This is a genomic window from Bacillus cereus group sp. N8 (genome assembly GCF_016483685.1).
Classification (GTDB): Bacteria; Bacillota; Bacilli; order Bacillales; family Bacillaceae_G; genus Bacillus_A; species Bacillus_A proteolyticus.
Genome location: NZ_JAEHBK010000002.1, coordinates 390,571 through 411,640, shown reverse-complemented (window position 1 = coordinate 411,640; position 21,070 = coordinate 390,571). Strand labels below are relative to the sequence as shown.

The following is a 21,070-nucleotide window of genomic DNA, read 5'->3' as shown; positions in this document are numbered from 1 at the left end:
GCTTGTAATGGAGATAGTTTGTGAGGATTTCCAAGTTGCGTTATCGAAAATAAAGTTGCTACGAGAAAACGCTAATATAATAGAAGGAACTGTTCAAAGAAGTGTAAACGAAATCGTTCAAAATGTAAGGGAGAGTAAAGATGAGGCTGTATCTTTCTATACAAAAAAGTTCGATGGTGTGGAGGTTAAAGAGTTTCGTGTAAGTGAGGAAGAAATAAAACAAGCGAGTAGGTTTGTAGAGAATTCATTTTTAGATGCGTTAAAAGAGGCAAAGAAAAATATTATTTCGTATCATGAAAAGCAAAAAAGACAATCGATGTTCGATTGCACGAGTGAGGGCATCATTAGAGGACAAATCATTCGGCCTTTAGAAAATGTAGGGGTATATGTGCCAGGCGGAACTGCTTCGTATCCTTCGTCAGTATTAATGAATGTATTGCCAGCAAAAATCGCAGGCGTGGAAAAAATTGTAATGGTGACGCCGCCGAATCAAGGAGGAATTGATCCACATATTTTAGTTGCTGCAAGCCTTGCAGGAGTAGATGAAATTTATACGATAGGTGGTGCGCAAGCAATTGCTGCTTTAGCATACGGGACGGAATCGATTCCGAAAGTGGATAAAATAGTTGGACCAGGAAATTTGTACGTCGCTCTAGCGAAACGAGAAGTATACGGAATAGTAAATATCGATATGATTGCTGGACCATCAGAAATTGTAGTTATTGCTGATGAAACCGGCAATGCAAAATATATTGCTGCTGATTTATTATCACAAGCGGAGCATGACGAGAGAGCAACAGCAATTTGCATTACAACGAGTATAGAGTTAGCGAAAGAAGTAGAAAGAGAGATAGAAAGGCAGCTAGCGACATTACCAAGAAGTGAAATCGCACGTGAATCGATAAATAGAAATGGAGCCATCTTTATCGTTTCTTCTTTAGATGAGGCACTAAAGTTATCGAATGAAATCGCTCCAGAACATTTAGAGTTACATATAAAAGAGCCGATGAATGCTCTAGCGTATGTGAAACATGCAGGATCTATTTTTCTTGGACCATATGCACCGGAACCGCTCGGTGATTATTTAGCAGGACCGAATCATGTGTTACCGACAAGTGGAACGGCAAAGTTTTTCTCACCGTTATCAGTTGATGATTTCGTGAAAAAATCAAGCTTTCTATCTTATACGGAGGAAGCGTTAAGAGATGTACAACATCATATTGTAGAACTTGCAAATAAAGAAGGGTTACATGCGCATGCGAGAGCAATTCAAATAAGATTTGAGGAGGAAGAATAATGCGTGAGTCCAGTCAAATACGTGAAACGACAGAAACAAAAATAAAATTAAGTTTGCAGCTTGATGAAAGCAAGAATGTTTCTGTGCAAACGGGAGTTGGATTTTTTGATCATATGTTAACTTTATTTGCAAGGCATGGAAGATTCGGTTTGCAAGTGGAGGCGGAAGGCGATGTATTCGTTGATGCGCATCATACAATCGAAGATGTTGGAATTGTACTCGGAAATTGCTTGAAAGAAGCGTTGCAAAATAAAGAGGGGATTAACCGCTACGGTTCAGCGTATGTACCGATGGATGAATCGTTAGGATTTGTCGCGATTGATATAAGCGGACGCTCATATATTGTATTTCAAGGTGAATTAACAAATCCGAAACTAGGAGATTTTGACACGGAATTAACGGAAGAATTTTTTAGAGCAGTTGCCCATGCAGCAAATATTACGTTACATGCTCGCATTTTATACGGGAGCAATACACATCACAAAATTGAAGCTCTATTTAAAGCGTTTGGTCGAGCGCTTAGAGAAGCAGTCGAAAGAAATGCCAACATTACTGGTGTAAATTCAACGAAAGGGATGTTGTAATTGATTGCTATTATAGATTATGGAATGGGGAATATTCGCAGTGTGGAACAAGCATTAAAATATATTGGAGCAGAGCACATCGTAACGGATGATAAAGAAGAAATATTGAGAAGTGATGGCGTTATTTTACCGGGAGTAGGCGCATTTCCGAAAGCAATGGACGTTTTAGAAGAAAAAGATTTAGTATGTGTGCTAAAAGAATTTGGGAGTTCGGGAAAACCACTTTTGGGCATTTGCTTAGGAATGCAGCTTTTATTTGAAAAAAGTGAGGAGCTACAAGACTGTAACGGATTAAATTTATTGCCAGGTGTCATTAGAAAGTTAAAAGTTCCTTATAAAATTCCACATATGGGGTGGAATGAATTAAAGAAAGATGGAGAAATATCGCTTTGGAATGGAGTAGAGGACGGTTCTTTCGTATACTATGTCCACTCTTATTATGCAGATTGTCCAAATGAAATTGTGTATGGGTCAAGTGAGTATGGAGTGCAAGTACCTGGTTTTGTAGCAAAAGGAAATATATATGGCGCACAGTTTCATCCTGAAAAAAGTGGTGACATTGGAATGCAAATGTTGAAAAATTTCAAAGGGGTGGTAGAAGCATGGAAATCTTCCCAGCTATCGATTTAAAAGAAGGTCGATGCGTTAGACTTTATCAAGGGGAATTTAGTAAGGAAACAGTAATGAATGAAGACCCGGTTGCGCAAGCGCTCATATTTGAAAAGTTTGGAGCGAAAATACTACACATTGTTGATTTAGATGGTGCAATTGCTGGGGAGTCAGTAAATTTGTCCGTAATTGAAAGGATATGCAGGGCGGTACGTATTCCTGTGCAAGTTGGAGGAGGAGTTCGATCACTTGCGGTAGTAGAGAAGTTATTGTTAGTCGGTGTAAAAAAAGTAATTTTAGGAACAGCTGCTCTTTATGATAAGGCATTTTTAGAAGAAGCAGTTCGTCTATACAAAGAGAAAATCATAGTTGGAATTGACGCGAAAAATAGTTTTGTAGCAACGAGAGGCTGGCTTGATATGTCTGAAATTTCTTACATTGTTTTAGCAAAGCAAATGGAGAATTTAGGTGTTCAAACGATTGTGTTTACAGACATTTCGAAAGACGGGACGCTGGCAGGGCCAAATTTTGAGCAATTAGAGTTATTACAAAAAAGCGTAGGCATTCGTCTCATTGCTTCTGGAGGAGTAGCATCTATTCAAGATGTGAAAAAATTAAATGACATGAATATATATGGCGTCATAATTGGAAAGGCACTTTACGAGAAAACGATTGATTTAGAAGAAGTGTTACAGGTGACGAAGCTATGTTAGCGAAACGAATTATTCCATGTCTAGATGTAAAAGGAGGGCGAGTCGTAAAGGGTGTGAATTTTATAGGGTTACAAGACGTCGGTGATCCTGTTGAAATAGCAGCTTTATATAATGATGCGGGAGCAGATGAAATCGTATTTTTAGATATTACTGCGACGCATGAAGGGCGAAAAACGATTATAGATGTTGTAGAACAAACAGCTTCGAAAGTATTTATTCCTCTTACAGTTGGAGGAGGGATTTCAAGTGTGAAAGATATGTACAATTTACTAAGAGCTGGAGCAGATAAAGTTTCAATAAACTCAGCGGCAGTGAGAAGTCCGAAGTTAATCCAGGAAGGTGCAGAACATTTTGGCTCACAATGTATTGTTGTAGCAATTGATGCTAGAAAAGTAGAGGAAGATAAATGGAATGTATACGTGAACGGCGGAAGAGTCGATACAGGGATGGATGCAATCGAATGGGCGAAGCATGTTGCCCAGCTAGGGGCAGGAGAAATTTTACTAACGAGTATGGATGCAGATGGAACAAAAAATGGATATGATCTTCGGTTAACAGAAGCAATTTCAAAAAGTGTTTCCGTCCCAGTCATTGCATCTGGAGGGTGTGGTCATTCGGATCACATTATAGAAGTCTTTCAAAAGACAACTGTTGACGCAGCATTGGCAGCATCAATCTTTCACTATGGCGAGGCAACTGTACAGGATGTGAAGAGGAAATTAAGAGAAGCAAACGTTGAGGTGCGGTTATGAAACCTAACTTTTCAAAAGGGTTGATACCAGCTGTTGTTATCGAGGAAGATACGAAAGAAGTTTTAATGCTAGCTTATATGAATGAAGAAGCGTATGAAAGAACGCTAGAAACGAAAAAAACATGGTTCTATTCCCGCTCGAGACAATCGTTGTGGAATAAAGGAGAAACATCAGGTAATGTTCAATATGTTCAGTCACTTTATTTAGACTGTGATCAAGATTCAATCGTTGTTGTCGTAAAGCAAATAGGGCCTGCTTGCCATACGGGAGAAAAAACGTGTTTTCACTATAAAATTATATAGGGGGGTACATATGGAAGATATCCTTAAGTTATTATTTGAAACAATTGAAGAACGAAAGAAAAATCCACTCTCTGAATCATATACGAATTATTTATTTTCAAAAGGTGAAGATAAAATTTTAAAGAAAATTGGTGAGGAGTGCACCGAAGTAATTATCGCGTCTAAAAATAATGATAAAGAAGAACTAGTAAAAGAAATGGTTGATGTGTTCTATCACTGTTTTGTTCTATTAGCTGAAAAAAATATTTCGTTAGAAGATGTCATGCAAGAAGTGAAAGAAAGAAATGGAAAGCTTTCGAGAGTAGGAGATCGAAAAGAAATAGATACATTATAAGGAGGGAATATGGATGAAAGTGGACTATCACCTTCATTTAGAAGAAGGTCCTTATTCAATAGGTTGGCTTGCTAAAATAAATGATGCACTACAATGTTATGAACCGCTTAAAGAAGATAAACATTCAATAGGATGGCTTATGAAAGCACAAGAACGCCTGCAAAAACGTGTGAAGGAAGGCCCATTTACAGCGAAATGGATTGATTTATATTTAGAAGAGGCGTTGCGAAAAGGGATAAAGGAAGTTGGCATTGTCGATCATTTATATCGATTTCACGAGGCGAAAGGATATTATGAAAAATATGTAGATATTAGTGATTCAAAACTCGGTCGTTTACAGAAGGAATGGCTAGACCAAGTAAGAGTAACGTCTCTTTATGATTTTACAAAGGCGATTGAAGAGGCAAAAGAGCGATGGAGTAAACGAGGGGTAACGCTCAAACTTGGAATTGAAGCGGATTATTTTATCGGCGGCGAACAAGAGCTAAAAGAGTTACTAGCATTAGGAGACTTTGATTATGTAATCGGTTCAGTCCATTTTATAGAGGGGTGGGGATTTGATAATCCAGATGCGAAAGAGTATTTTGGTAAGCATGATTTACATACTTTATATCATACGTTTTTCGCTACAGTTGAAAGTGCGGTTCGTTCTGAGCTCTTTGATATAATAGCTCATCTTGATAACATAAAAGTATTTAATTATCGGTTAGATGAGAATGAACAGCTTTTTTATTATAAGGAAATTGCGCGTGCGCTAGTAGAAACGAATACCGCAACAGAAGTAAATGCAGGATTGTACTATCGCTATCCTGTTCGTGAAATGTGTCCAAGTCCACTATATTTACAAGTGTTAGCTAAATATGGAGTTCCAATTACGATTTCTTCGGATGCTCATTATCCGAATGATCTAGGGAAATACGTAAAAGAAAATGTGCAAACATTACGGACTCACGGTATTACTCAAATCGCAACATTTTCGAAACGAGTAAGAGTAATGAGACAACTTGAAGAAGAAGTAACAATTTCAAAATAAAGCACGATTTTTTGATGAAAACCACCCTTTTTGTTCAAAATAAGAAAGAATGAAAAGGAGGGTAAAAAATGGTGAAACAACAAAATAAACAAAACGTACAAGCGACAGATCAAGTGATAGATCAAGCTTATACTTCTGAAACGAATAATACAGCTAACTCAGTTATCGAGGAACAAATTAGCGATACAGTTGCAGAAGGAACAATTGATGCGAAGCTTGGAAAAGAATCGCAAGAGAAGGCATAAGAAGAGAGGAGAGATGAATCTCCTCTTTTCTTATGTGAAAAAATGACGATTTTCAAAACTATAATCAAATTCCTTGGTTTTTATATGTGGATTTCTTACAATGAAATATAAGAGATATCTTATTTTGCATAGAAGAGGTGTTAGTAGTGGCGAAAATATTAGTAGCAGGGAAAATTCCAGAAATCGGATTAGAACTATTAAAGGATCATGATGTAGAAATGTATGATAAAGAAGAATTAATTTCTTTAGATGAATTAACAGAGCGTGTAAAAGATAAAGATGCATTGTTAAGCTTACTTTCTACAAAGGTGACGAAAGAAGTTATTGATGCGGCACCTCATTTAAAGATTGTCGCAAACTACGGTGCTGGTTACGATAATATTGATTTCACTTATGCAGGAGAAAAAGGAATTGCAGTATCGAATACACCGAAAGTATCAACTGAAGCGACAGCAGAATTAACATTTGCACTTCTGTTAGCAGCTGCACGTAGAATTCCTGAAGGTGATACGTTATGTCGTACAACTGGATTTAACGGATGGGCACCGTTATTCTTCTTGGGCCGCGAAGTACACGGTAAGACAATCGGAATTATTGGCCTTGGAGAAATTGGGAAGGCAGTTGCAAAGCGTGCGAAAGCATTTGGAATGGATATTTTATATACGGGGCCAAATCGTAAGCCTGAAGCGGAAAGTGAACTGGGAGCAACATATGTAACATTGGAAGAATTATTACAAACAGCAGACTTTATTACAATTAACTGTGCTTATAATCCGAAATTACATCATATGATTGATGAAGAACAGTTTAAAATGATGAAGAAAACAGCATATATTATAAATGCTTCACGTGGACCAATTATGCATGAATCAGCACTTGCTCATGCACTAAAAACGAATGAAATTGAAGGTGCAGCTCTTGACGTATTTGAATTTGAACCGAAAATTACAGAAGAGCTAAAAGGATTAAAGAATGTAGTACTTGCTCCTCATGTAGGAAATGCAACATTCGAAACTCGTGATGCGATGGCTGAAATGGCAGTGAGAAATATTTTAGCTGTATTAAACGATGAAGAACCTGTAACACCTGTAAATCAAAAATTATTAGTTACAAAATAAAAAGAAACCTTCCAATTTCGGAAGGTTTCTTTTTATTTTTCTTTATTTGCTTTTTTAGAAGGTCTTTGTCTAAGGAATTGAGATAGCATATACAAAATATATAGTGGAATGGCAATGAATAAGAAAACAGAAAAATTACCAAAACCTGTTTGGTACATTGTGATAATGCTTCCAACTAAAAATAGTGTAATAATGATGCTATATCGTGGAATTGGTACATCCTTTAAACTTGGGATGCGAATTCGGCTCACCATTAAAAATGCGAACGTTACAAATACTGTAATAAGAACGATTTTTGGAATGGTATTTGAAAATAATGTTAGGAAAGCGACAAGCCCTCCTGCTGCAGTAATCGGAACTCCAGTGAAATATTTCATAGAAGTAGAAGATGGTGTTACATTAAATCGTGCTAAGCGATATGCTCCGAACAGTGGGAATAATCCCGCTATGTATAGTCCAATGATTCCGTAGTTGGAAAAAGATGTGTAATACATTAAAACAGCAGGTGCTGCGCCAAATGTTACAACATCTGCGAGTGAATCAAGCTCTTTTCCCATTTGTGAATCAACGCGTAATAAACGAGCAACACGACCATCAAGACTATCTAACATCATCCCGATAAGTACTAAAATAGCAGCTGATTTATAATATCCTAAAGATGCATAGCCAATTGACAAGAATCCGCTATATAAATTTCCGAGCGTAAATAAGTTTGGAATAGCTGCTCTATACAAAATCTGATCCCTTGCTTTCTGTTATAAATTCTTAATTAGTGTATGAAAGTTTACTTATTTTATCATACCATAAATTTCTTCCTCATACGAAAGAAATTCCCAATTTGTGAAAGATTTCATAGAGGACAAGATTGAAGTATAAGTAAAAAAAGAAGCAACTTTTCATAAAGTTGCTTCTTACATTATTCAAATTTTGTTATCATCGTTCCAGTTTTATATCGATTATTAGGATCGAATCGTAATAAATCTCCATAGATCAGTTTGTCGGATAGTTTTAAATCTGTTTTTGCTTTTTCAATATACGGCTGACATAGCGCTACATCTGCCTCTTCACCGGAGCTTTTTTTGTAGCACATATTTTTTGTGTACACATAATCCTCTGTTACAAAACTACCATCGCGCATTACCATGAGAGGGTCTTTTTCTTTTATAAATAAGTCAGTTCCAAATTCAACTGATTGATTTGTTTTAATACCAAGTAAATGAAGAAGCGTCGGTTTAATATCAATTTGTCCTGATACTTTAGAAATAACTTTTCCTTCTTGACCAGGTACATGAATAATAAGAGGGACGCGCTGTAATTGCATAGAATCAAACGGTGTAATAGCGTCTTTCCCAAGGAACTGAGCCATAGATGCATTATGGTTTTCGGAAATGCCGTAGTGATCTCCATAAATGACAATAACAGAATTGTCGTAAAGTCCTTCTTCTTTTAATTGGTTAATGAATAATTTGAGAGCTTCATCCGTGTAGCGGACCGTTGGGAAATAGCGATTTAGAACGCCGCTTTCCGAATTAAACTCATCAACATATTGATCTTCTGGATTTAGAAGAAATGGAAAATGGTTTGTTAAAGTAATAAATTTTGTATAGAACGGTTGTGGTAAAGATTTTAGCTTTGGAATAGATTGTTCAAAGAACTCTTTATCTTTTAATCCCCAACCGACAGACATTTGCTCCGTGCCTACGTAATCATTTAAATTAAAGTAACGATCATATCCAAGTGCAGGGTACATTACATCACGATTCCAAAACGTTTTATCGTTTGAATGGAAGACAGCAGAAGAATATCCGTATTTCTTTAATTGTTCTGCTGTAGCTGTATATTCATTCGTTGCATGAGTGAAGAATACAGAACCACGGTCTAACGGATAAAGTGAGTTTTCAACGATAAATTCAGCATCAGAAGTTTTACCTTGTCCCGTTTGATGATAGAAGTTATCAAAATAGAAACTATCTTTAATAAACTCATTTAAAAATGGAGTAATTTCTTTTCCATTTATCTTTTTATTAATAACAAAACTTTGTGTAGATTCCATTGAAATTAAAATTACATTTTTACCCTTTGCAGCTCCAAATAAGTTTTTATCAACTTGTTTATCTTTTGAGTCTGTATAGTTTTTAATTTCAGAGAACCCGTCTCCACTTGCAAATACACGCTCGGCTGAAGACTTAGATTGAAGGGTAATATCAAATAGATGATATGTGTATAACCCTAAATTTTTCACGACAGTTTGACGATCAAATGAGCGTGAGAACATTTGTGGTTTATATATAACTGAAACAACAATTTGTAGTGCTAATAATGCTGTTACACCGCTAAAGAAAGTTCGCTTCTCAGAGCGAGAAAGCGGCGTCTTGTCACAGAATGATGGGAATTTACGTGAAATAAACATTAAAATAATTGCATCTGCAAATAAAAGTAATGTTTTATACGTAAATAGTTCTTTAATGCTCGTTCCTAAGTCAGCCATATTATTTGTTTGGAATAAAACAGGGAAAGTAACAAAATCGTTATAGAACCCGTAAAACATTGCATTTCCAAATAAAATAAATGACAGTATAAAACTAATTACAATAATAATTCGGTTTCGGTACTTAGATGCAAGTAAAGCGAAACCAAAAAATAAAAGTAACGAAGCTAGTGGGTTAATAAAAAGCATAAATTCTTCAAAGAAGTTATCAATTCTAATATCAAATGCTAGCTTGTACACAATATATGTTTTTATCCATAATAAAACGACTGCAACTAGTGCAAATCGTAATTTTGGAAACAGACGTTGTAGCATAATATACTCCTCTCTTAAAAGCATGACAGTTCTTGTGAGTCCCTTTGAATAGCGCTTCACTTTATATATACGAACAGTCCTTTATTATTATGATTATTATACTATGAGTATCATTATACGAAAATAAAAGCGGGTTGTGGGCTTTTTTTGCAACAATTGAGTAGAAAAAGCGAAGTGGGAGACAATAAAATGGAATTTCTATGTATGATTATTATCATTCGTTAAACATAGAAAGTATCGCAATGGTACGGAGGTTATGATGCGAAAATTATTATATCTAATAGTATGCATTAGTTTTATGCTTTTTTCTTCACCGAGTGTATCAGTAGCACAATATGATGCACAGCTCATGGAAGATGCTCTTTATTCTGTGTTATTTCCAAAAATAAATGAAGCGATTGAGAAGCAATATGGAAAATTAAAACCGTTTGATTGTCCTAAAATTATTAGTTTAAAAAAACTTTATAGCGGTACATATTTATTTCAAGCAGTAATTGAAATAACGAAATATGAATCAGGAATAGGTGGTAAAGTACTTCCTCCATTTGAGAAGATAAGTATGACATTTAACAATGAAGAAGGAGAATGGACTGTTACAAAAATATCTATAAAGCGCTTACCGGATGAAACGAAATTAAACTGTAAAAAAACAATTTAAAAAATTGTTTGACAAATAAAATGTTCCTTTGGTATTGTTAATAGCAACAATTAGATGTTTGAAAATTAAATAGACTTACCTCATCTACTCTCAAAGGTAGAGGCCGCGATAGGAAAGAGTAAGCTATGGGAGATTTAATGGAATCTGTGATCATAGGTTGAAAGGGACTATTGCCGAAATATAAGAATAACCATCTTATTCATATATTGGGACTGCATTGAATAAATGTAGTACTGTCATAAGATTTATTTTATGGAGAGCTATTTGGAGATGTTGATGCGGTTTCTTATTTTGAGAAGATAACAACTCGTTTATTTTTTCAATATATATTTTTCCTAATAAGAAACGCGTGTGAACATTGTTCCGCGCGTTTTTTGTCTATCTAAAAGCGTGCTGCAATGAATAGAAGATTGGGGTTATGAGTTTTAGAGGAAATAAGGGAGGAATTCAAATGTATTTACACGGCACAAGCCGAATCAATGGGCAAGGACACTTAGAAATTGGTGGGTGCGATACGACGCAGCTAGCAAAACAATACGGAACACCACTTTATGTATACGATGAAGAGTCTATTCGAGGAAAGTGCCGCGCGTTTCATCGTGCTTTTAAAGAAAGTGGTTTCTCTTATCAAGTAGCATATGCAAGCAAGGCGTTCTTGTGCATGGAGATGTGCCGAGTAGCTCGTGAAGAGAATATGTCATTAGATGTTGTTTCTGGAGGAGAATTATATACTGCGCTTCAAGCAGGATTTCCAGCATCGCGCATTCATTTTCACGGCAATAATAAAACAGAAGAAGAGATTGTGATGGCTCTTCAGGCGAATATTGGTTGTTTTGTCGTAGATAATTTCTTGGAATTAGAAATTTTGCATGATTTAGCAGTGCAACATGGAAAGTTTGTGAACATATTAATCCGTGTAACGCCAGGAGTAGAGGCACATACACACGAATATATAACAACAGGTCAAGAGGATTCGAAATTTGGATTTGGTGTTTCAAATGGTCAAGCGATGCAAGCAATTGAGCTAGCTTTGCAAAAATCAAATTATAATGTGCTAGGAATTCACTCGCACATCGGATCACAAATATTCGAAACGGCTGGTTTTGTTCGAGCAATTGAAGTACTACGTCAATTTTTAGAAGAAGTGAGAGAGCGAACAAACTATGTAGTGAAAGTATTGAATGTAGGTGGAGGTTTCGGTATACGTTATACGGAGTCTGATACACCGTTAACACTTGAAACATATGTGGAGGCTGTAACGAGTACGATAAGAGAGCAGTTTACAGTATGTGAATACCCGCTTCCAGAAATATGGATTGAACCGGGTCGTAGTATCGTAGGTGATGCTGGAACAACAATTTATACAGTTGGATCGGTGAAAGAGATTCCTGGTATTCGGAAATATGTTTCAGTCGATGGTGGGATGACAGATAATTTAAGACCAGCTTTATATAACGCTCGTTATGAAGCAATGTTAGCGAATCGAGGGAATGATGAGAATGAGGAACTCGTTTCGATCGCTGGGAAATGCTGTGAAAGTGGAGATATGCTGATTTGGGATATTAACTTACCGCAAGTTGCTTCTTCTGATTTACTAGCAATTTCTTGTACGGGGGCATATGGGTACTCGATGGCGAATAATTATAATCGTATTCGTAGACCAGCTGTCGTCTTTGCAAAAGGCGGAACATCACAAATCGTTGTAGAGCGTGAAACGTATGAAAATATTATTGGGAACGATCGCATACGTATTAAAGAGCTTGTTTAGGTAGGGAAAAGGAGTTGTTCTGAGGGGCAATTCCTTTTTTATAAAATAATTAAAATATATCGGAAAACTAGGATTGAAAAAAAACAGAATTGTGATAAAATACAAATACAAAGCTTATCAAGAGAAGCGGAGGGAACTGGCCCGGCGAAGCTCGGCAACCTGCTTATAGAAAGCAAGGTGCTAAATCCAGCAAAATGGAATCCATTTTGAAAGATAAGGTAAAATATATTACCGAACAGTCTTTTCGAAATGGGAAAGATTTTTTTTATGAATAAAAAGGGGGGCTGTTCGCGTGAGCGTACGGGAACATTTTGAGGAAGTATCTGAGAAAATTCAAGCGATGCTTGCTGATATGAAATATGGCTCAATTACAATTGTTGTGCAAGATGGAAAAGTAATTCAATTAGAGAAAAGTGAAAAAGTACGTTTAAAGTAAAAAGCGCTGACTAGAAAAACTAGAGGCGGTTTTAACCTATTTTATTAGGTTAAAACCGTCTTTTTGCTTTTACAGGGGGAAAAAACATGTTGACGTATGAAACGTGGAAAGAAAATGGGTTTTCATTTTCAGAAGAAGATGAAACGAAAGGCGCGCTATCCGTATTAAGTTGGGCTTATAAAGAATATAAAGATGAAATCGTATACGCATGTAGCTTTGGATTAGAAGGTATGGTATTACTGCATCTTATAAACCAAGTAAATCCATCTGCTAAAGTTGTATTTTTGGATACAAATGTTCACTTTCAAGAAACGTATGAATTAATTCAAAAAGTGCGAGAGCGATTTCCTTCATTAAATATTATAGAAAAACAGCCAGAGTTAACACTTGAAGAACAGGCGAAGATCCATGGAGAGAATTTATGGGAAAGTAATCCGAACCTCTGTTGTAAAATTAGAAAAATATTACCGTTAGAAAAATCATTAGCAGCGGAAAAAGCGTGGATATCGGGCTTAAGAAGGGAACAATCAGAAACACGTAAGCATACAAATTTTATAAATCAAGATCATCGCTTTCAATCTATTAAAGTTTGTCCACTTATTCATTGGACGTGGAAAGAAGTGTGGCGATATGTATACAAACATAGTTTGCCATATAATCTATTGCATGATATTGGCTATCCAAGTATTGGGTGTGAAAAATGTACGTTACCTGTAGGAGATGGTGGTGACTCAAGAGATGGTAGATGGGCGGGGAAAATGAAGACAGAGTGTGGCCTTCATTTTCAATAAGATAGATTTTGAAATAAAGCTAAGAAGGGATATAAAAAGATGAGTACAACAAATGAATTAGTAAACCGTATTGATGAAACATATGACATATCGAACATTGTAAAAGAAATTGAGCTAGACAAAATTGCGCTTAGTGATTTAGAACTTCTGGCGATAGGAGGATATAGTCCACTTACAGGATTTTTAGGGAAGAGGGATTATGATGCAGTCGTAAAAACGCTCCGTTTAGCAAATGGTAGCGTGTGGAGTATACCAATTACATTACCAGTAACAGAAGAAGTAGCAGAGAGACTGAAAGTAGGAGAGGAAGTAAAACTTGTTAACGATGGAAATGTATATGGTGTCATTCAAATAGAAGATATTTTTGTACCTGATAAAGAAAAAGAGGCGTTACTTGTATATAAAACGACGGATGAGGATCATCCGGGAGTAAAAAAATTATATGAACGACCAAATGTTTACGTAGGAGGAGCTATTATTCTTACAAAACGTTTTGGGAATAATCCATTTCCTTCTTATCATTTAGATCCAATTGAAACGAGAGAAGAATTTAAAAAACGTGGTTGGAAAACAGTAGTCGGATTTCAAACGAGAAACCCGGTACATCGTGCTCATGAATATATTCAAAAGTCAGCTCTTGAAATTGTAGACGGTCTCTTTTTAAATCCACTTGTTGGGGAAACGAAGTCAGATGATATTCCTGCGGATGTAAGGATGGAAAGCTACGAAGTATTACTTCAAAACTATTATCCGGAAAATCGTGTCTTTTTAGGTGTATTCCCTGCAGCGATGCGTTACGCAGGACCGAGAGAAGCGATATTTCATGCATTAGTAAGAAAGAATTTTGGATGTACCCACTTTATAGTAGGGCGCGATCATGCTGGGGTAGGAGATTATTACGGAACATATGAAGCACAAGAAATTTTTACGAACTTTACATTAGAAGAGTTAGGAATTACGCCACTATTTTTTGAACATAGTTTTTACTGTACTAGATGTGAAGCGATGGCTTCAACGAAAACGTGTCCGCACGGAAAAGAGGACCGTGTCATTTTATCAGGTACAAAAGTAAGAGAAATGTTAAGAAATGGTGAGATTCCGCCTAGTACATTTAGTCGTAAAGAAGTAGTGGAAGTGCTAATTAAAGGTTTGAAAAAAGAAGTAGTAACAGAATAGGGAGAGAATGAGATGGATACGAATACTACTTGGCATACAGCTTCTGTTTCAAAAGATGAGAGAAGAGTGAAGAATGGGCATCACAGCTTTGTAGTTTGGTTTACTGGTTTATCAGCTTCAGGTAAATCTACAGTAGCGAATGCGGTTGCTCGTAAACTGTTTGAAAAGAATATCGGAAATTATGTGCTAGATGGGGATAATATTCGCCAAGGTTTAAATAAAGATTTAGGTTTTTCTGAAAGTGATCGCATGGAAAATATAAGACGTATTGGTGAAGTGGCGAAGCTATTTGTAGATCAAGGTACTGTTGTTCTTACAGCGTTTATTTCACCGTTTCGAGTAGACCGAAAACAAGTAAGAGATCTATTAGCTGCAGATGAGTTTATAGAAGTGTTTGTAAAATGTCCAATTGAAGAGTGCGAGAAACGTGATCCGAAAGGACTTTATAAAAAGGCGAGAAAAGGTGATATTAAAGAGTTTACGGGAATTGATTCACCGTATGAGGAACCAGAACGAGCGGAATTAATTGTAGAAACGCACAAGTATTCTATTGAAGAATGTGCAGAACAAATTGTGAAGTACTTACAAGAGCGTAGTTTCATATAGGGGGATAAAAGATGAGTTATGAAAAAGTGTGGGCTAATAATGAAAAATTAAATCAAACAGAGAAAAAGAAATTAGAGAAAGACGGATTAGAAATATTTAATGATATTCCTTACTATGCGGAGAATGGATTTGAATCTATTCCGAAAGAAGAGTGGGACGCTTTTAAATGGGCGGGATTGTATTTACAAAGACCGAAAGAAGCTGGCTATTTTATGATGCGTGTAAATATTCCTTCGGGGATTATTACGAATGCACAGGCAGAAGTGCTTGCTTCTATCGCTGAGGATTATGGGCGTGATGTAATAGATATTACGACAAGACAGGCGATTCAGTTTCACTGGTTAGAAATTGGGCAAATTCCAGATATTTTCAAACGATTAGCAAGAGTGGGGTTATCTTCAGCAGGGGCGTGTGGTGATATAACGCGTAATATTACAGGGAATCCACTTGCTGGCATTGATGCGAATGAACTATTTGATACAACGCAAATTGTGAAAGAAGTATATGACTATTTCCAACATAATGAAGAGTTTTCAAACTTACCACGTAAATTTAAAATGTCTATTAGTTCTAACATTTATAACTCAGCAAACGCAGAGATTAACTGTGTTGCATTTACACCTGCTACGAAAGAGATAGATGGTGAGAAAAAAGTTGGTTTTCATATAAAAGTAGGCGGGGGATTATCAGCCCGTCCATATTTAGCTGATGAATTAGATGTGTTCGTTTTACCAGAAGAAGTGAAGGCGGTAGCGATTGCAATTGCTACTATATTCCGTGATTTTGGATATCGTGAAAAACGTCATTTAGCCCGTTTGAAATTTCTTGTTGCTGACTGGGGTGCGGAGAAATTTAAAGAGAAATTAATAGAGTATACAGGACCATTGCAAAGCAAAGGGGAAAGTGCACTCAAAGGATGGAATGCAGGATACTTTTATGGCGTCCAAGATCAAAAACAAGAAGGATTAAAATATGTCGGTTTTAATGTACCGGTAGGGCGTTTACATGCAGAAGAAATGTTTGAGATTGCTAGAATTGCAAAGCAATATGGAAACGGGCAAATTCGTACTTGTAACTCACAAAACTTCATTATTCCGAATGTTCCGCCAAAAAATGTTGCAGGATTATTAAGTGAACCGTTGTTTGAAGCAATTTCAGCAAATCCGAAATCGTTTATCGGTCATGCGGTTTCATGTACTGGCATTGAGTATTGCAATCTTGCACTAGTAGAAACGAAAGAAAGATTGCGTAAAATCGCCGAATACTTAGATACACAAATCGCACTCGATGTTCCGGTTCGAATTCATATGGTAGGATGCCCGAATTCATGTGGTCAACGTCAAATTGCTGATATTGGTTTGCAAGGAGTAAAAATGAAAACGAAGGAAAAAGGAATTGTTGAGGCATTTGAAATATATGTAGGCGGAACGCTATTAGACGGAGGAGCATATAACGAAAAGTTAAAAGGGAAAATAGATGGAGAAGATTTGCCTGATGTCCTCGTATCATTTTTGAATTATTTCCAAAAGAATAAACTACTAGCCGAAACGTTTTATGATTTCGTCGGACGTGTTGGAGTGGAAGAATTACAAATTGTACTAAATAACGTATTAGAAGAAGTAATAGCATCTTAGGAGGGGGCAATATGGACTTATATCGATTTGAAGCTGTATTAGTAAATAGTATTGTTCCAATTGTTGTCGTTGCTCAAAGCGAAGAACAGGCATTTAAGCTCGCGGAGATGGAGCTTGAAAAGCATTTTTTACCGCTGCCAGAAGTAAAGGAAATTTCTCTATTTGAAAAAAAGAAGATTCGAAAAGGTGCGGCATTTGTTATTCATGAGTAGGGAACAGGTAATAGGAAATAATGAAAACTTCCATTCGTATATAAGGATGGAAGTTTCACTTTAATAGTAGAAATGAGGAGAGATGATGGGGAAGGTTTATATCGTTGGAGCAGGTCCTGGTGATCCAGATTTAATTACTGTGAAAGGGTTGAAATGTATTGAGAAAGCAGACGTTATTTTATACGACCGTCTTGTAAATAAAGAGTTGCTTTCATACGCAAAGTCTGAAGCTGATTTAATTTATTGTGGAAAACTGCCAAATTATCACACGATGAAGCAAGAGACGATTAACACGTTTCTTATTAAATACGCGAAAAAAGGAAAAGTTGTAACGAGGCTAAAGGGCGGAGATCCATTTGTATTTGGAAGAGGTGGAGAAGAAGCTGAAGCGTTAGCGAAGCAAAGTATCCCATTTGAAATTATTCCTGGTATTTCAGCTGGTATAGCTGCTCCTGCTTACGCTGGAATTCCAGTAACACACCGCGATGCAAGTGCAAGTTTTGCTATTGTGACAGGGCATCGGAAAGAAGATGCTGAAGAGGAAGTGAAGTGGGAAAATTTAGCGAAAGGTGTGGATACATTAGCGGTCTATATGGGGGTTAGTAATTTACCTTATATATGTGAACAACTTATAAAGTACGGAAAAGAAAAGAGTACACCTGCTGCTATTATTGAGCGGGGGACGACATCTATGCAACGTACAGTTACAGGGACGTTAGGAACGATAGTAGAAGTAGCTAAAAAAGAACAGATTCAAAATCCAAGTATGATTGTTATTGGAGAAGTTGTCCGTTTTAGAGAAAAGATACATTGGTTTGAGAAACAAGCGGAAAATGCATATCCAGTAAGCGGAGTATTGTAAAATGAAGGCTGTCTTATATATATGTCATGGAAGTCGTTTGAAAGCAGCAAAAGAAGAAGCGGTTGCATTTATTACGTCATGTATGAATCGTGTAGAGATAAATATTCAAGAAGTTTGTTTTTTAGAGTTAGCGAGTCCTTCTATTGAAGAAGGATTTCGTACATGTGTGAAGCGTGGTGCTACAGAGATTGTCGCTATTCCTGTTTTTTTATTAGCGGCAGGGCATGTAAAGAAAGATATTCCGCTTGAATTGCGAAAATTAAACGAGGAATATCCGGATATCAAAATAGTGTATGGTAATCCATTTGGTGTATCAGAAGTGCTTGTAAAAGCGGTATATAACGGAAGTGGCATTAAAGACTATGAAGAAGAAGTAACACTTTTGCTTGTTGCAAGAGGGAGTAGTGATCCGGAAACTTTACAAGACATAAATTGGATCTCTTCTTTATTTCAAAAAGAAGAGAACATTAAAGAGGTGGAAGTTTGTTATTTAGCAGCTGCAGAGCCGAAGTTTGATGAGAAGTTGAAAGAAATTGTAGAACAAAAAGAACGGAACATTGTTGTGTTACCTTACTTATTATTTACAGGCTTACTTATGAAACATGTTGAGAAAGAAGTGTGTCAATATGAGTCGGAAGAGATAAAAATAAGTCCATATTTAGGGAAGAATGTGGCGTTTCGAGAGATGTTAATTCAGAAAACAGAGGAAATACTGAAGGGAGAACAATATGTATCCACTTACAGTGCGAGTTGATAAGAAACGTGTGGTTGTCATTGGCGGAGGGAAAGTAGCAGGGTTTAAAATTGTTCCCTTACTAAAACAAGGTGCGGATATAATTGTGATAAGTACAGAATTAGATGCGAATTTAGTAAAACTTGTAGAAGAAAAGCAAATTCGTTGGTATCAAAGGGAGTATGAGAAAAGTGATATCGACGATGTTTTTTTAGTAGTCGCAGCGACTAGCGATTCGGTACTAAATGAACAAATTGCTGAAGATGCCTCGGCAAATCAATTGATAAATGTTATTACGAATCCGGAAAGTGGAAATGTTCATTTTCCGGCGGCAATTCATCGTGGACTACTTAATGTAGCTGTTTCTACTGGAGGGGCTAGTCCGAAACTTGCAAAAAAAATTCGTGATGATATTGCAAATAAATATGATGAGACCTATGAATCATATCTTGATTTTTTATATGAAGTTAGAATAAAAGTGAAAGAATTGCAGGTAGAGAAAAGGAAGAAAAATATATTATTGCAAGAAGTATTAAAGTCGGTATATGTTCAAAATGAACAAAAAAGAGAAATTTTTTTACAAGAATTAGAGAGGGAACTTCATGTAGGATAGTGAGTGAATTGTGCTTTACAAATGTAAAAATATAATTTATAATCACAAGTAACTTCAATAGATGAAATCGATGAGCAAGAAGAGTACGTATATTTGAGGCGTTCAGAGAGCTGGGGTAAGGTGTGAGCCCGGTACGATAAAATATACAGAATGGGCTTGCGAGAGGTATGCTGAACATTGCAGTAGGCAACCCGGGTTCCGCCGTTAAAAGGATAGAGTATCGGAGTTTTCCTGTACTTGAACAAGTGGGATTTATCAATCCAATTGAGGTGGTACCACGGTATTTATATTACATATATCGTCCTCTACATGCATATTTGCGTGTAGGGGACTTTTTTATTTTCTAAAGGAGGTGTGCGAGTATGAAATGAAAGTGTATAATTAGTAAAAGTTTAAATATTCAGAAAAGGAGAAATTATAATGAAAGAAACACAGCAATGGACGTCGAAAATAGGCTTTGTACTCGCAGCAGCCGGAGCCGCAGTAGGTCTTGGGGCAATATGGAAATTTCCATATGTTGCAGGTAATGGCGGGGGAGGCGCATTCTTCCTTGTATTCTTACTATTAACTGTATTTATTGGTATGCCTCTCCTTATAGCTGAATTTGTTATCGGACGTAGTACCCAAAAAGAGGCGGTTACAGCTTATAAAATATTAGTACCAAATAGTAAGTTATATCCTTGGATTGGTCGTATGGGAGTTGTTACTTGTTTTAGCGTACTATCTTTTTATAGTGTTGTAGGCGGATGGATTTTACTTTATTTATACTATAGTGTCACAGGTAGTTTCTGGAACGGTGTAGTCGATTATGGGCAATTGTTTGGTGAAACAATTTCAAATCCAGCAAGTGCTATTGGAGCACAATTCATCTTTATGCTTTGTACCATTTTTGTTGTTAGTAAAGGTGTGGAAAAAGGCATAGAAAAAGCAAGTAAGTACATGATGCCGCTATTATTCATTTTATTTATTGCTATCATTATTCGTGCCTTAACGCTTGATGGCGCTATGGCTGGGGTAGAATTCTTCTTAAAACCAGATTTTTCAAAGCTCACAGCAGATACGATTTTATATGCGATGGGACAATCTTTCTTCTCACTAACGGTAGGTGCCTCGGTAATGGTAACGTATAGTTCGTATTTAAAGAAAGAAGAGCATTTAGCTAAATCAGCAACATCTATTGTAAGTTTAACTGTATTTATTACAGTACTTGCAGGATTAGCGATTTTCCCAGCGATTTTCGCATTAGGAGTTAAACCGACAGAAGGACCAGGGCTACTGTTTATCGTTCTTCCTGCTGTCTTTGCAAAAATTCCATTTGGACAATTTTTCTTCATTATGTTTTTAGTATTATTCTTCTTTGCGACTTTAACATCTGCGATTTCAATGCTAGAAATTGTAGTAGCATCTGTTGCGAAAGATAATGAGAAGAAGCGTCCATCAGCTTCGTTATTAATTGGTATTCTTATTTTTGCAGTTGGAATTCCATCAGCGTTATCGTTTGGAATTATGAGTGATGTGAAAATATTTGGTAAGACATTCTTTGATTTCGTCGATTTTTCGGTAAGTAATGTGTTACTGCCATTAGGAGTACTAGCCATTTCGCTATTCGTACCAAATAAAATGAGTAAAGAGTTATTAATGAAAGAATTAGAAGTTACGGAAACGAAAGGAAAAACATTATTTAACATTTGGTTCTTCTTACTTCGTTATGTTATTCCGGTAACTGTAATTATCGTATTTTTAAATGCGATAGGCGTATTTAAAATGTTTGCATAATAAAAAGACGGAGAC

The 21,070-nt window shown here is 36.4% G+C and carries 24 protein-coding genes, 2 riboswitches and 1 other annotated feature; of the genes, 22 read left to right on the top strand and 2 right to left on the bottom strand.

Annotated features, from left to right (window positions below):
• Window positions 1–7 precede the first annotated feature (7 nt).
• From hisD to JDS80_RS06175, 10 genes are all read left to right on the top strand, one after another.
• Window positions 8–1,297: a histidinol dehydrogenase gene (hisD, locus tag JDS80_RS06220; RefSeq protein WP_199637473.1), complete on the top strand. Its 1,290-nt coding sequence runs from the start codon at window positions 8–10 to the stop codon at window positions 1,295–1,297.
• Window positions 1,297–1,881 (top strand): imidazoleglycerol-phosphate dehydratase HisB, encoded by a 585-nt coding sequence (gene hisB, locus JDS80_RS06215; protein ID WP_071744826.1) that lies wholly within the window; start codon window positions 1,297–1,299, stop codon window positions 1,879–1,881. Before hisD ends, hisB begins: the two co-directional genes overlap by 1 nt.
• Window positions 1,882–2,511 (top strand): imidazole glycerol phosphate synthase subunit HisH, encoded by a 630-nt coding sequence (gene hisH, locus JDS80_RS06210; RefSeq protein WP_071744827.1) that lies wholly within the window; start codon window positions 1,882–1,884, stop codon window positions 2,509–2,511.
• Complete coding sequence (hisA, locus tag JDS80_RS06205) at window positions 2,484–3,203, top strand: 1-(5-phosphoribosyl)-5-[(5-phosphoribosylamino)methylideneamino]imidazole-4-carboxamide isomerase (protein WP_199637471.1); 720 nt, start codon at window positions 2,484–2,486, stop codon at window positions 3,201–3,203. The genes hisH and hisA overlap by 28 nt, the downstream gene beginning before the upstream one ends.
• Entirely contained in the window at window positions 3,197–3,955 is a 759-nt protein-coding gene (gene hisF, locus JDS80_RS06200; RefSeq protein ID WP_071770184.1) for an imidazole glycerol phosphate synthase subunit HisF, read from the top strand. The genes hisA and hisF overlap by 7 nt, the downstream gene beginning before the upstream one ends.
• Entirely contained in the window at window positions 3,952–4,257 is a 306-nt protein-coding gene (gene hisI, locus JDS80_RS06195; RefSeq protein WP_071770183.1) for a phosphoribosyl-AMP cyclohydrolase, read from the top strand. Before hisF ends, hisI begins: the two co-directional genes overlap by 4 nt.
• Before the next feature lie 10 nt (window positions 4,258–4,267).
• Window positions 4,268–4,591: a phosphoribosyl-ATP diphosphatase gene (hisE, locus tag JDS80_RS06190; RefSeq protein ID WP_000389488.1), complete on the top strand. Its 324-nt coding sequence runs from the start codon at window positions 4,268–4,270 to the stop codon at window positions 4,589–4,591.
• A gap of 13 nt (window positions 4,592–4,604) precedes the next feature.
• The gene (locus JDS80_RS06185) at window positions 4,605–5,624 is read left to right on the top strand and encodes a histidinol phosphate phosphatase domain-containing protein (RefSeq protein WP_199637470.1); all 1,020 of its coding nucleotides are present in this window, start codon (window positions 4,605–4,607) and stop codon (window positions 5,622–5,624) included.
• Window positions 5,625–5,692: 68 nt separating this feature from the next.
• Window positions 5,693–5,869 carry a YozQ family protein gene (locus JDS80_RS06180; protein ID WP_071770181.1) on the top strand — a complete coding sequence of 59 codons (177 nt, stop codon included), beginning with the start codon at window positions 5,693–5,695 and terminating at the stop codon, window positions 5,867–5,869.
• A gap of 146 nt (window positions 5,870–6,015) precedes the next feature.
• Window positions 6,016–6,987 (top strand): NAD(P)-dependent oxidoreductase, encoded by a 972-nt coding sequence (locus JDS80_RS06175; protein ID WP_071744833.1) that lies wholly within the window; start codon window positions 6,016–6,018, stop codon window positions 6,985–6,987.
• A 32-nt stretch (window positions 6,988–7,019) separates the two neighbouring features.
• On the opposite strand, the gene pssA is transcribed toward JDS80_RS06175, so the two are convergent.
• Both pssA and JDS80_RS06165 read right to left on the bottom strand, forming a co-directional pair.
• The gene (gene pssA, locus JDS80_RS06170) at window positions 7,020–7,721 is read right to left on the bottom strand and encodes a CDP-diacylglycerol--serine O-phosphatidyltransferase (RefSeq protein ID WP_002158661.1); all 702 of its coding nucleotides are present in this window, start codon (window positions 7,719–7,721) and stop codon (window positions 7,020–7,022) included.
• A 182-nt stretch (window positions 7,722–7,903) separates the two neighbouring features.
• Window positions 7,904–9,790: an LTA synthase family protein gene (locus tag JDS80_RS06165; protein WP_199637468.1), complete on the bottom strand. Its 1,887-nt coding sequence runs from the start codon at window positions 9,788–9,790 to the stop codon at window positions 7,904–7,906.
• 259 nt (window positions 9,791–10,049) lie between these two features.
• On the opposite strand from JDS80_RS06165, the gene JDS80_RS06160 reads away from it, so the two are divergent.
• The 12 genes from JDS80_RS06160 to JDS80_RS06105 all read left to right on the top strand — a co-directional run bounded on the left by JDS80_RS06160 (window position 10,050) and on the right by JDS80_RS06105 (window position 21,055).
• Window positions 10,050–10,448 (top strand): DUF3888 domain-containing protein, encoded by a 399-nt coding sequence (locus JDS80_RS06160; protein ID WP_199637466.1) that lies wholly within the window; start codon window positions 10,050–10,052, stop codon window positions 10,446–10,448.
• Between the two features lie 89 nt (window positions 10,449–10,537).
• Window positions 10,538–10,719: riboswitch (Lysine riboswitch) on the top strand.
• Window positions 10,720–10,899: 180 nt separating this feature from the next.
• Window positions 10,900–12,216, top strand: coding sequence for a diaminopimelate decarboxylase (lysA, locus tag JDS80_RS06155; RefSeq protein WP_199637465.1), 1,317 nt, complete (start codon window positions 10,900–10,902; stop codon window positions 12,214–12,216).
• A 111-nt stretch (window positions 12,217–12,327) separates the two neighbouring features.
• A riboswitch (SAM riboswitch) is annotated at window positions 12,328–12,436 on the top strand.
• Between the two features lie 72 nt (window positions 12,437–12,508).
• Window positions 12,509–12,652 (top strand): YezD family protein, encoded by a 144-nt coding sequence (locus tag JDS80_RS06150; RefSeq protein ID WP_000116163.1) that lies wholly within the window; start codon window positions 12,509–12,511, stop codon window positions 12,650–12,652.
• An 86-nt stretch (window positions 12,653–12,738) separates the two neighbouring features.
• Complete coding sequence (locus tag JDS80_RS06145; RefSeq protein WP_199637464.1) at window positions 12,739–13,443, top strand: phosphoadenylyl-sulfate reductase; 705 nt, start codon at window positions 12,739–12,741, stop codon at window positions 13,441–13,443.
• A gap of 39 nt (window positions 13,444–13,482) precedes the next feature.
• Window positions 13,483–14,619 carry a sulfate adenylyltransferase gene (sat, locus tag JDS80_RS06140; RefSeq protein WP_199637463.1) on the top strand — a complete coding sequence of 379 codons (1,137 nt, stop codon included), beginning with the start codon at window positions 13,483–13,485 and terminating at the stop codon, window positions 14,617–14,619.
• A gap of 12 nt (window positions 14,620–14,631) precedes the next feature.
• Window positions 14,632–15,225: an adenylyl-sulfate kinase gene (gene cysC, locus JDS80_RS06135; RefSeq protein ID WP_071744839.1), complete on the top strand. Its 594-nt coding sequence runs from the start codon at window positions 14,632–14,634 to the stop codon at window positions 15,223–15,225.
• 11 nt (window positions 15,226–15,236) lie between these two features.
• A complete protein-coding gene (locus JDS80_RS06130) occupies window positions 15,237–16,859 on the top strand; it encodes a nitrite/sulfite reductase (RefSeq protein ID WP_071770177.1) in 1,623 nt (540 codons plus the stop codon).
• Between the two features lie 11 nt (window positions 16,860–16,870).
• Entirely contained in the window at window positions 16,871–17,071 is a 201-nt protein-coding gene (locus JDS80_RS06125) for a DUF3906 family protein (RefSeq protein WP_000366917.1), read from the top strand.
• A gap of 85 nt (window positions 17,072–17,156) precedes the next feature.
• On the top strand, window positions 17,157–17,933 hold the full coding sequence (gene cobA / locus JDS80_RS06120) for a uroporphyrinogen-III C-methyltransferase (protein ID WP_071744841.1): 777 nt from the start codon (window positions 17,157–17,159) through the stop codon (window positions 17,931–17,933).
• 1 nt (window position 17,934) lies between these two features.
• Complete coding sequence (locus tag JDS80_RS06115) at window positions 17,935–18,687, top strand: sirohydrochlorin chelatase (protein ID WP_199637462.1); 753 nt, start codon at window positions 17,935–17,937, stop codon at window positions 18,685–18,687.
• Entirely contained in the window at window positions 18,662–19,279 is a 618-nt protein-coding gene (locus JDS80_RS06110) for an NAD(P)-binding protein (RefSeq protein ID WP_199637461.1), read from the top strand. The genes JDS80_RS06115 and JDS80_RS06110 overlap by 26 nt, the downstream gene beginning before the upstream one ends.
• A gap of 61 nt (window positions 19,280–19,340) precedes the next feature.
• Window positions 19,341–19,588, top strand: a binding site (T-box leader).
• Between the two features lie 111 nt (window positions 19,589–19,699).
• Window positions 19,700–21,055 (top strand): sodium-dependent transporter, encoded by a 1,356-nt coding sequence (locus JDS80_RS06105; RefSeq protein ID WP_071770171.1) that lies wholly within the window; start codon window positions 19,700–19,702, stop codon window positions 21,053–21,055.
• Window positions 21,056–21,070 lie beyond the last annotated feature (15 nt).

Excerpts from the sequence above, each read along its gene's own strand:
- hisD (WP_199637473.1), top strand. The coding sequence starts at position 8 with ATGGAGATAGTTTGTGAGGATTTCCAAGTTGCGTTATCGAAAATAAAG.
- hisB (WP_071744826.1), top strand. The coding sequence starts at position 1,297 with ATGCGTGAGTCCAGTCAAATACGTGAAACGACAGAAACAAAAATAAAA.
- hisA (WP_199637471.1), top strand. The coding sequence starts at position 2,484 with ATGGAAATCTTCCCAGCTATCGATTTAAAAGAAGGTCGATGCGTTAGA.
- hisF (WP_071770184.1), top strand. The coding sequence starts at position 3,197 with ATGTTAGCGAAACGAATTATTCCATGTCTAGATGTAAAAGGAGGGCGA.
- hisI (WP_071770183.1), top strand. The coding sequence starts at position 3,952 with ATGAAACCTAACTTTTCAAAAGGGTTGATACCAGCTGTTGTTATCGAG.
- hisE (WP_000389488.1), top strand. The coding sequence starts at position 4,268 with ATGGAAGATATCCTTAAGTTATTATTTGAAACAATTGAAGAACGAAAG.
- JDS80_RS06185 (WP_199637470.1), top strand. The coding sequence starts at position 4,605 with ATGAAAGTGGACTATCACCTTCATTTAGAAGAAGGTCCTTATTCAATA.
- JDS80_RS06180 (WP_071770181.1), top strand. The coding sequence starts at position 5,693 with ATGGTGAAACAACAAAATAAACAAAACGTACAAGCGACAGATCAAGTG.
- JDS80_RS06165 (WP_199637468.1), bottom strand. The coding sequence starts at position 9,790 with ATGCTACAACGTCTGTTTCCAAAATTACGATTTGCACTAGTTGCAGTC.
- JDS80_RS06160 (WP_199637466.1), top strand. The coding sequence starts at position 10,050 with ATGCGAAAATTATTATATCTAATAGTATGCATTAGTTTTATGCTTTTT.
- lysA (WP_199637465.1), top strand. The coding sequence starts at position 10,900 with ATGTATTTACACGGCACAAGCCGAATCAATGGGCAAGGACACTTAGAA.
- JDS80_RS06145 (WP_199637464.1), top strand. The coding sequence starts at position 12,739 with ATGTTGACGTATGAAACGTGGAAAGAAAATGGGTTTTCATTTTCAGAA.
- sat (WP_199637463.1), top strand. The coding sequence starts at position 13,483 with ATGAGTACAACAAATGAATTAGTAAACCGTATTGATGAAACATATGAC.
- cysC (WP_071744839.1), top strand. The coding sequence starts at position 14,632 with ATGGATACGAATACTACTTGGCATACAGCTTCTGTTTCAAAAGATGAG.
- JDS80_RS06130 (WP_071770177.1), top strand. The coding sequence starts at position 15,237 with ATGAGTTATGAAAAAGTGTGGGCTAATAATGAAAAATTAAATCAAACA.
- JDS80_RS06125 (WP_000366917.1), top strand. The coding sequence starts at position 16,871 with ATGGACTTATATCGATTTGAAGCTGTATTAGTAAATAGTATTGTTCCA.
- cobA (WP_071744841.1), top strand. The coding sequence starts at position 17,157 with ATGGGGAAGGTTTATATCGTTGGAGCAGGTCCTGGTGATCCAGATTTA.
- JDS80_RS06115 (WP_199637462.1), top strand. The coding sequence starts at position 17,935 with ATGAAGGCTGTCTTATATATATGTCATGGAAGTCGTTTGAAAGCAGCA.
- JDS80_RS06110 (WP_199637461.1), top strand. The coding sequence starts at position 18,662 with ATGTATCCACTTACAGTGCGAGTTGATAAGAAACGTGTGGTTGTCATT.
- JDS80_RS06105 (WP_071770171.1), top strand. The coding sequence starts at position 19,700 with ATGAAAGAAACACAGCAATGGACGTCGAAAATAGGCTTTGTACTCGCA.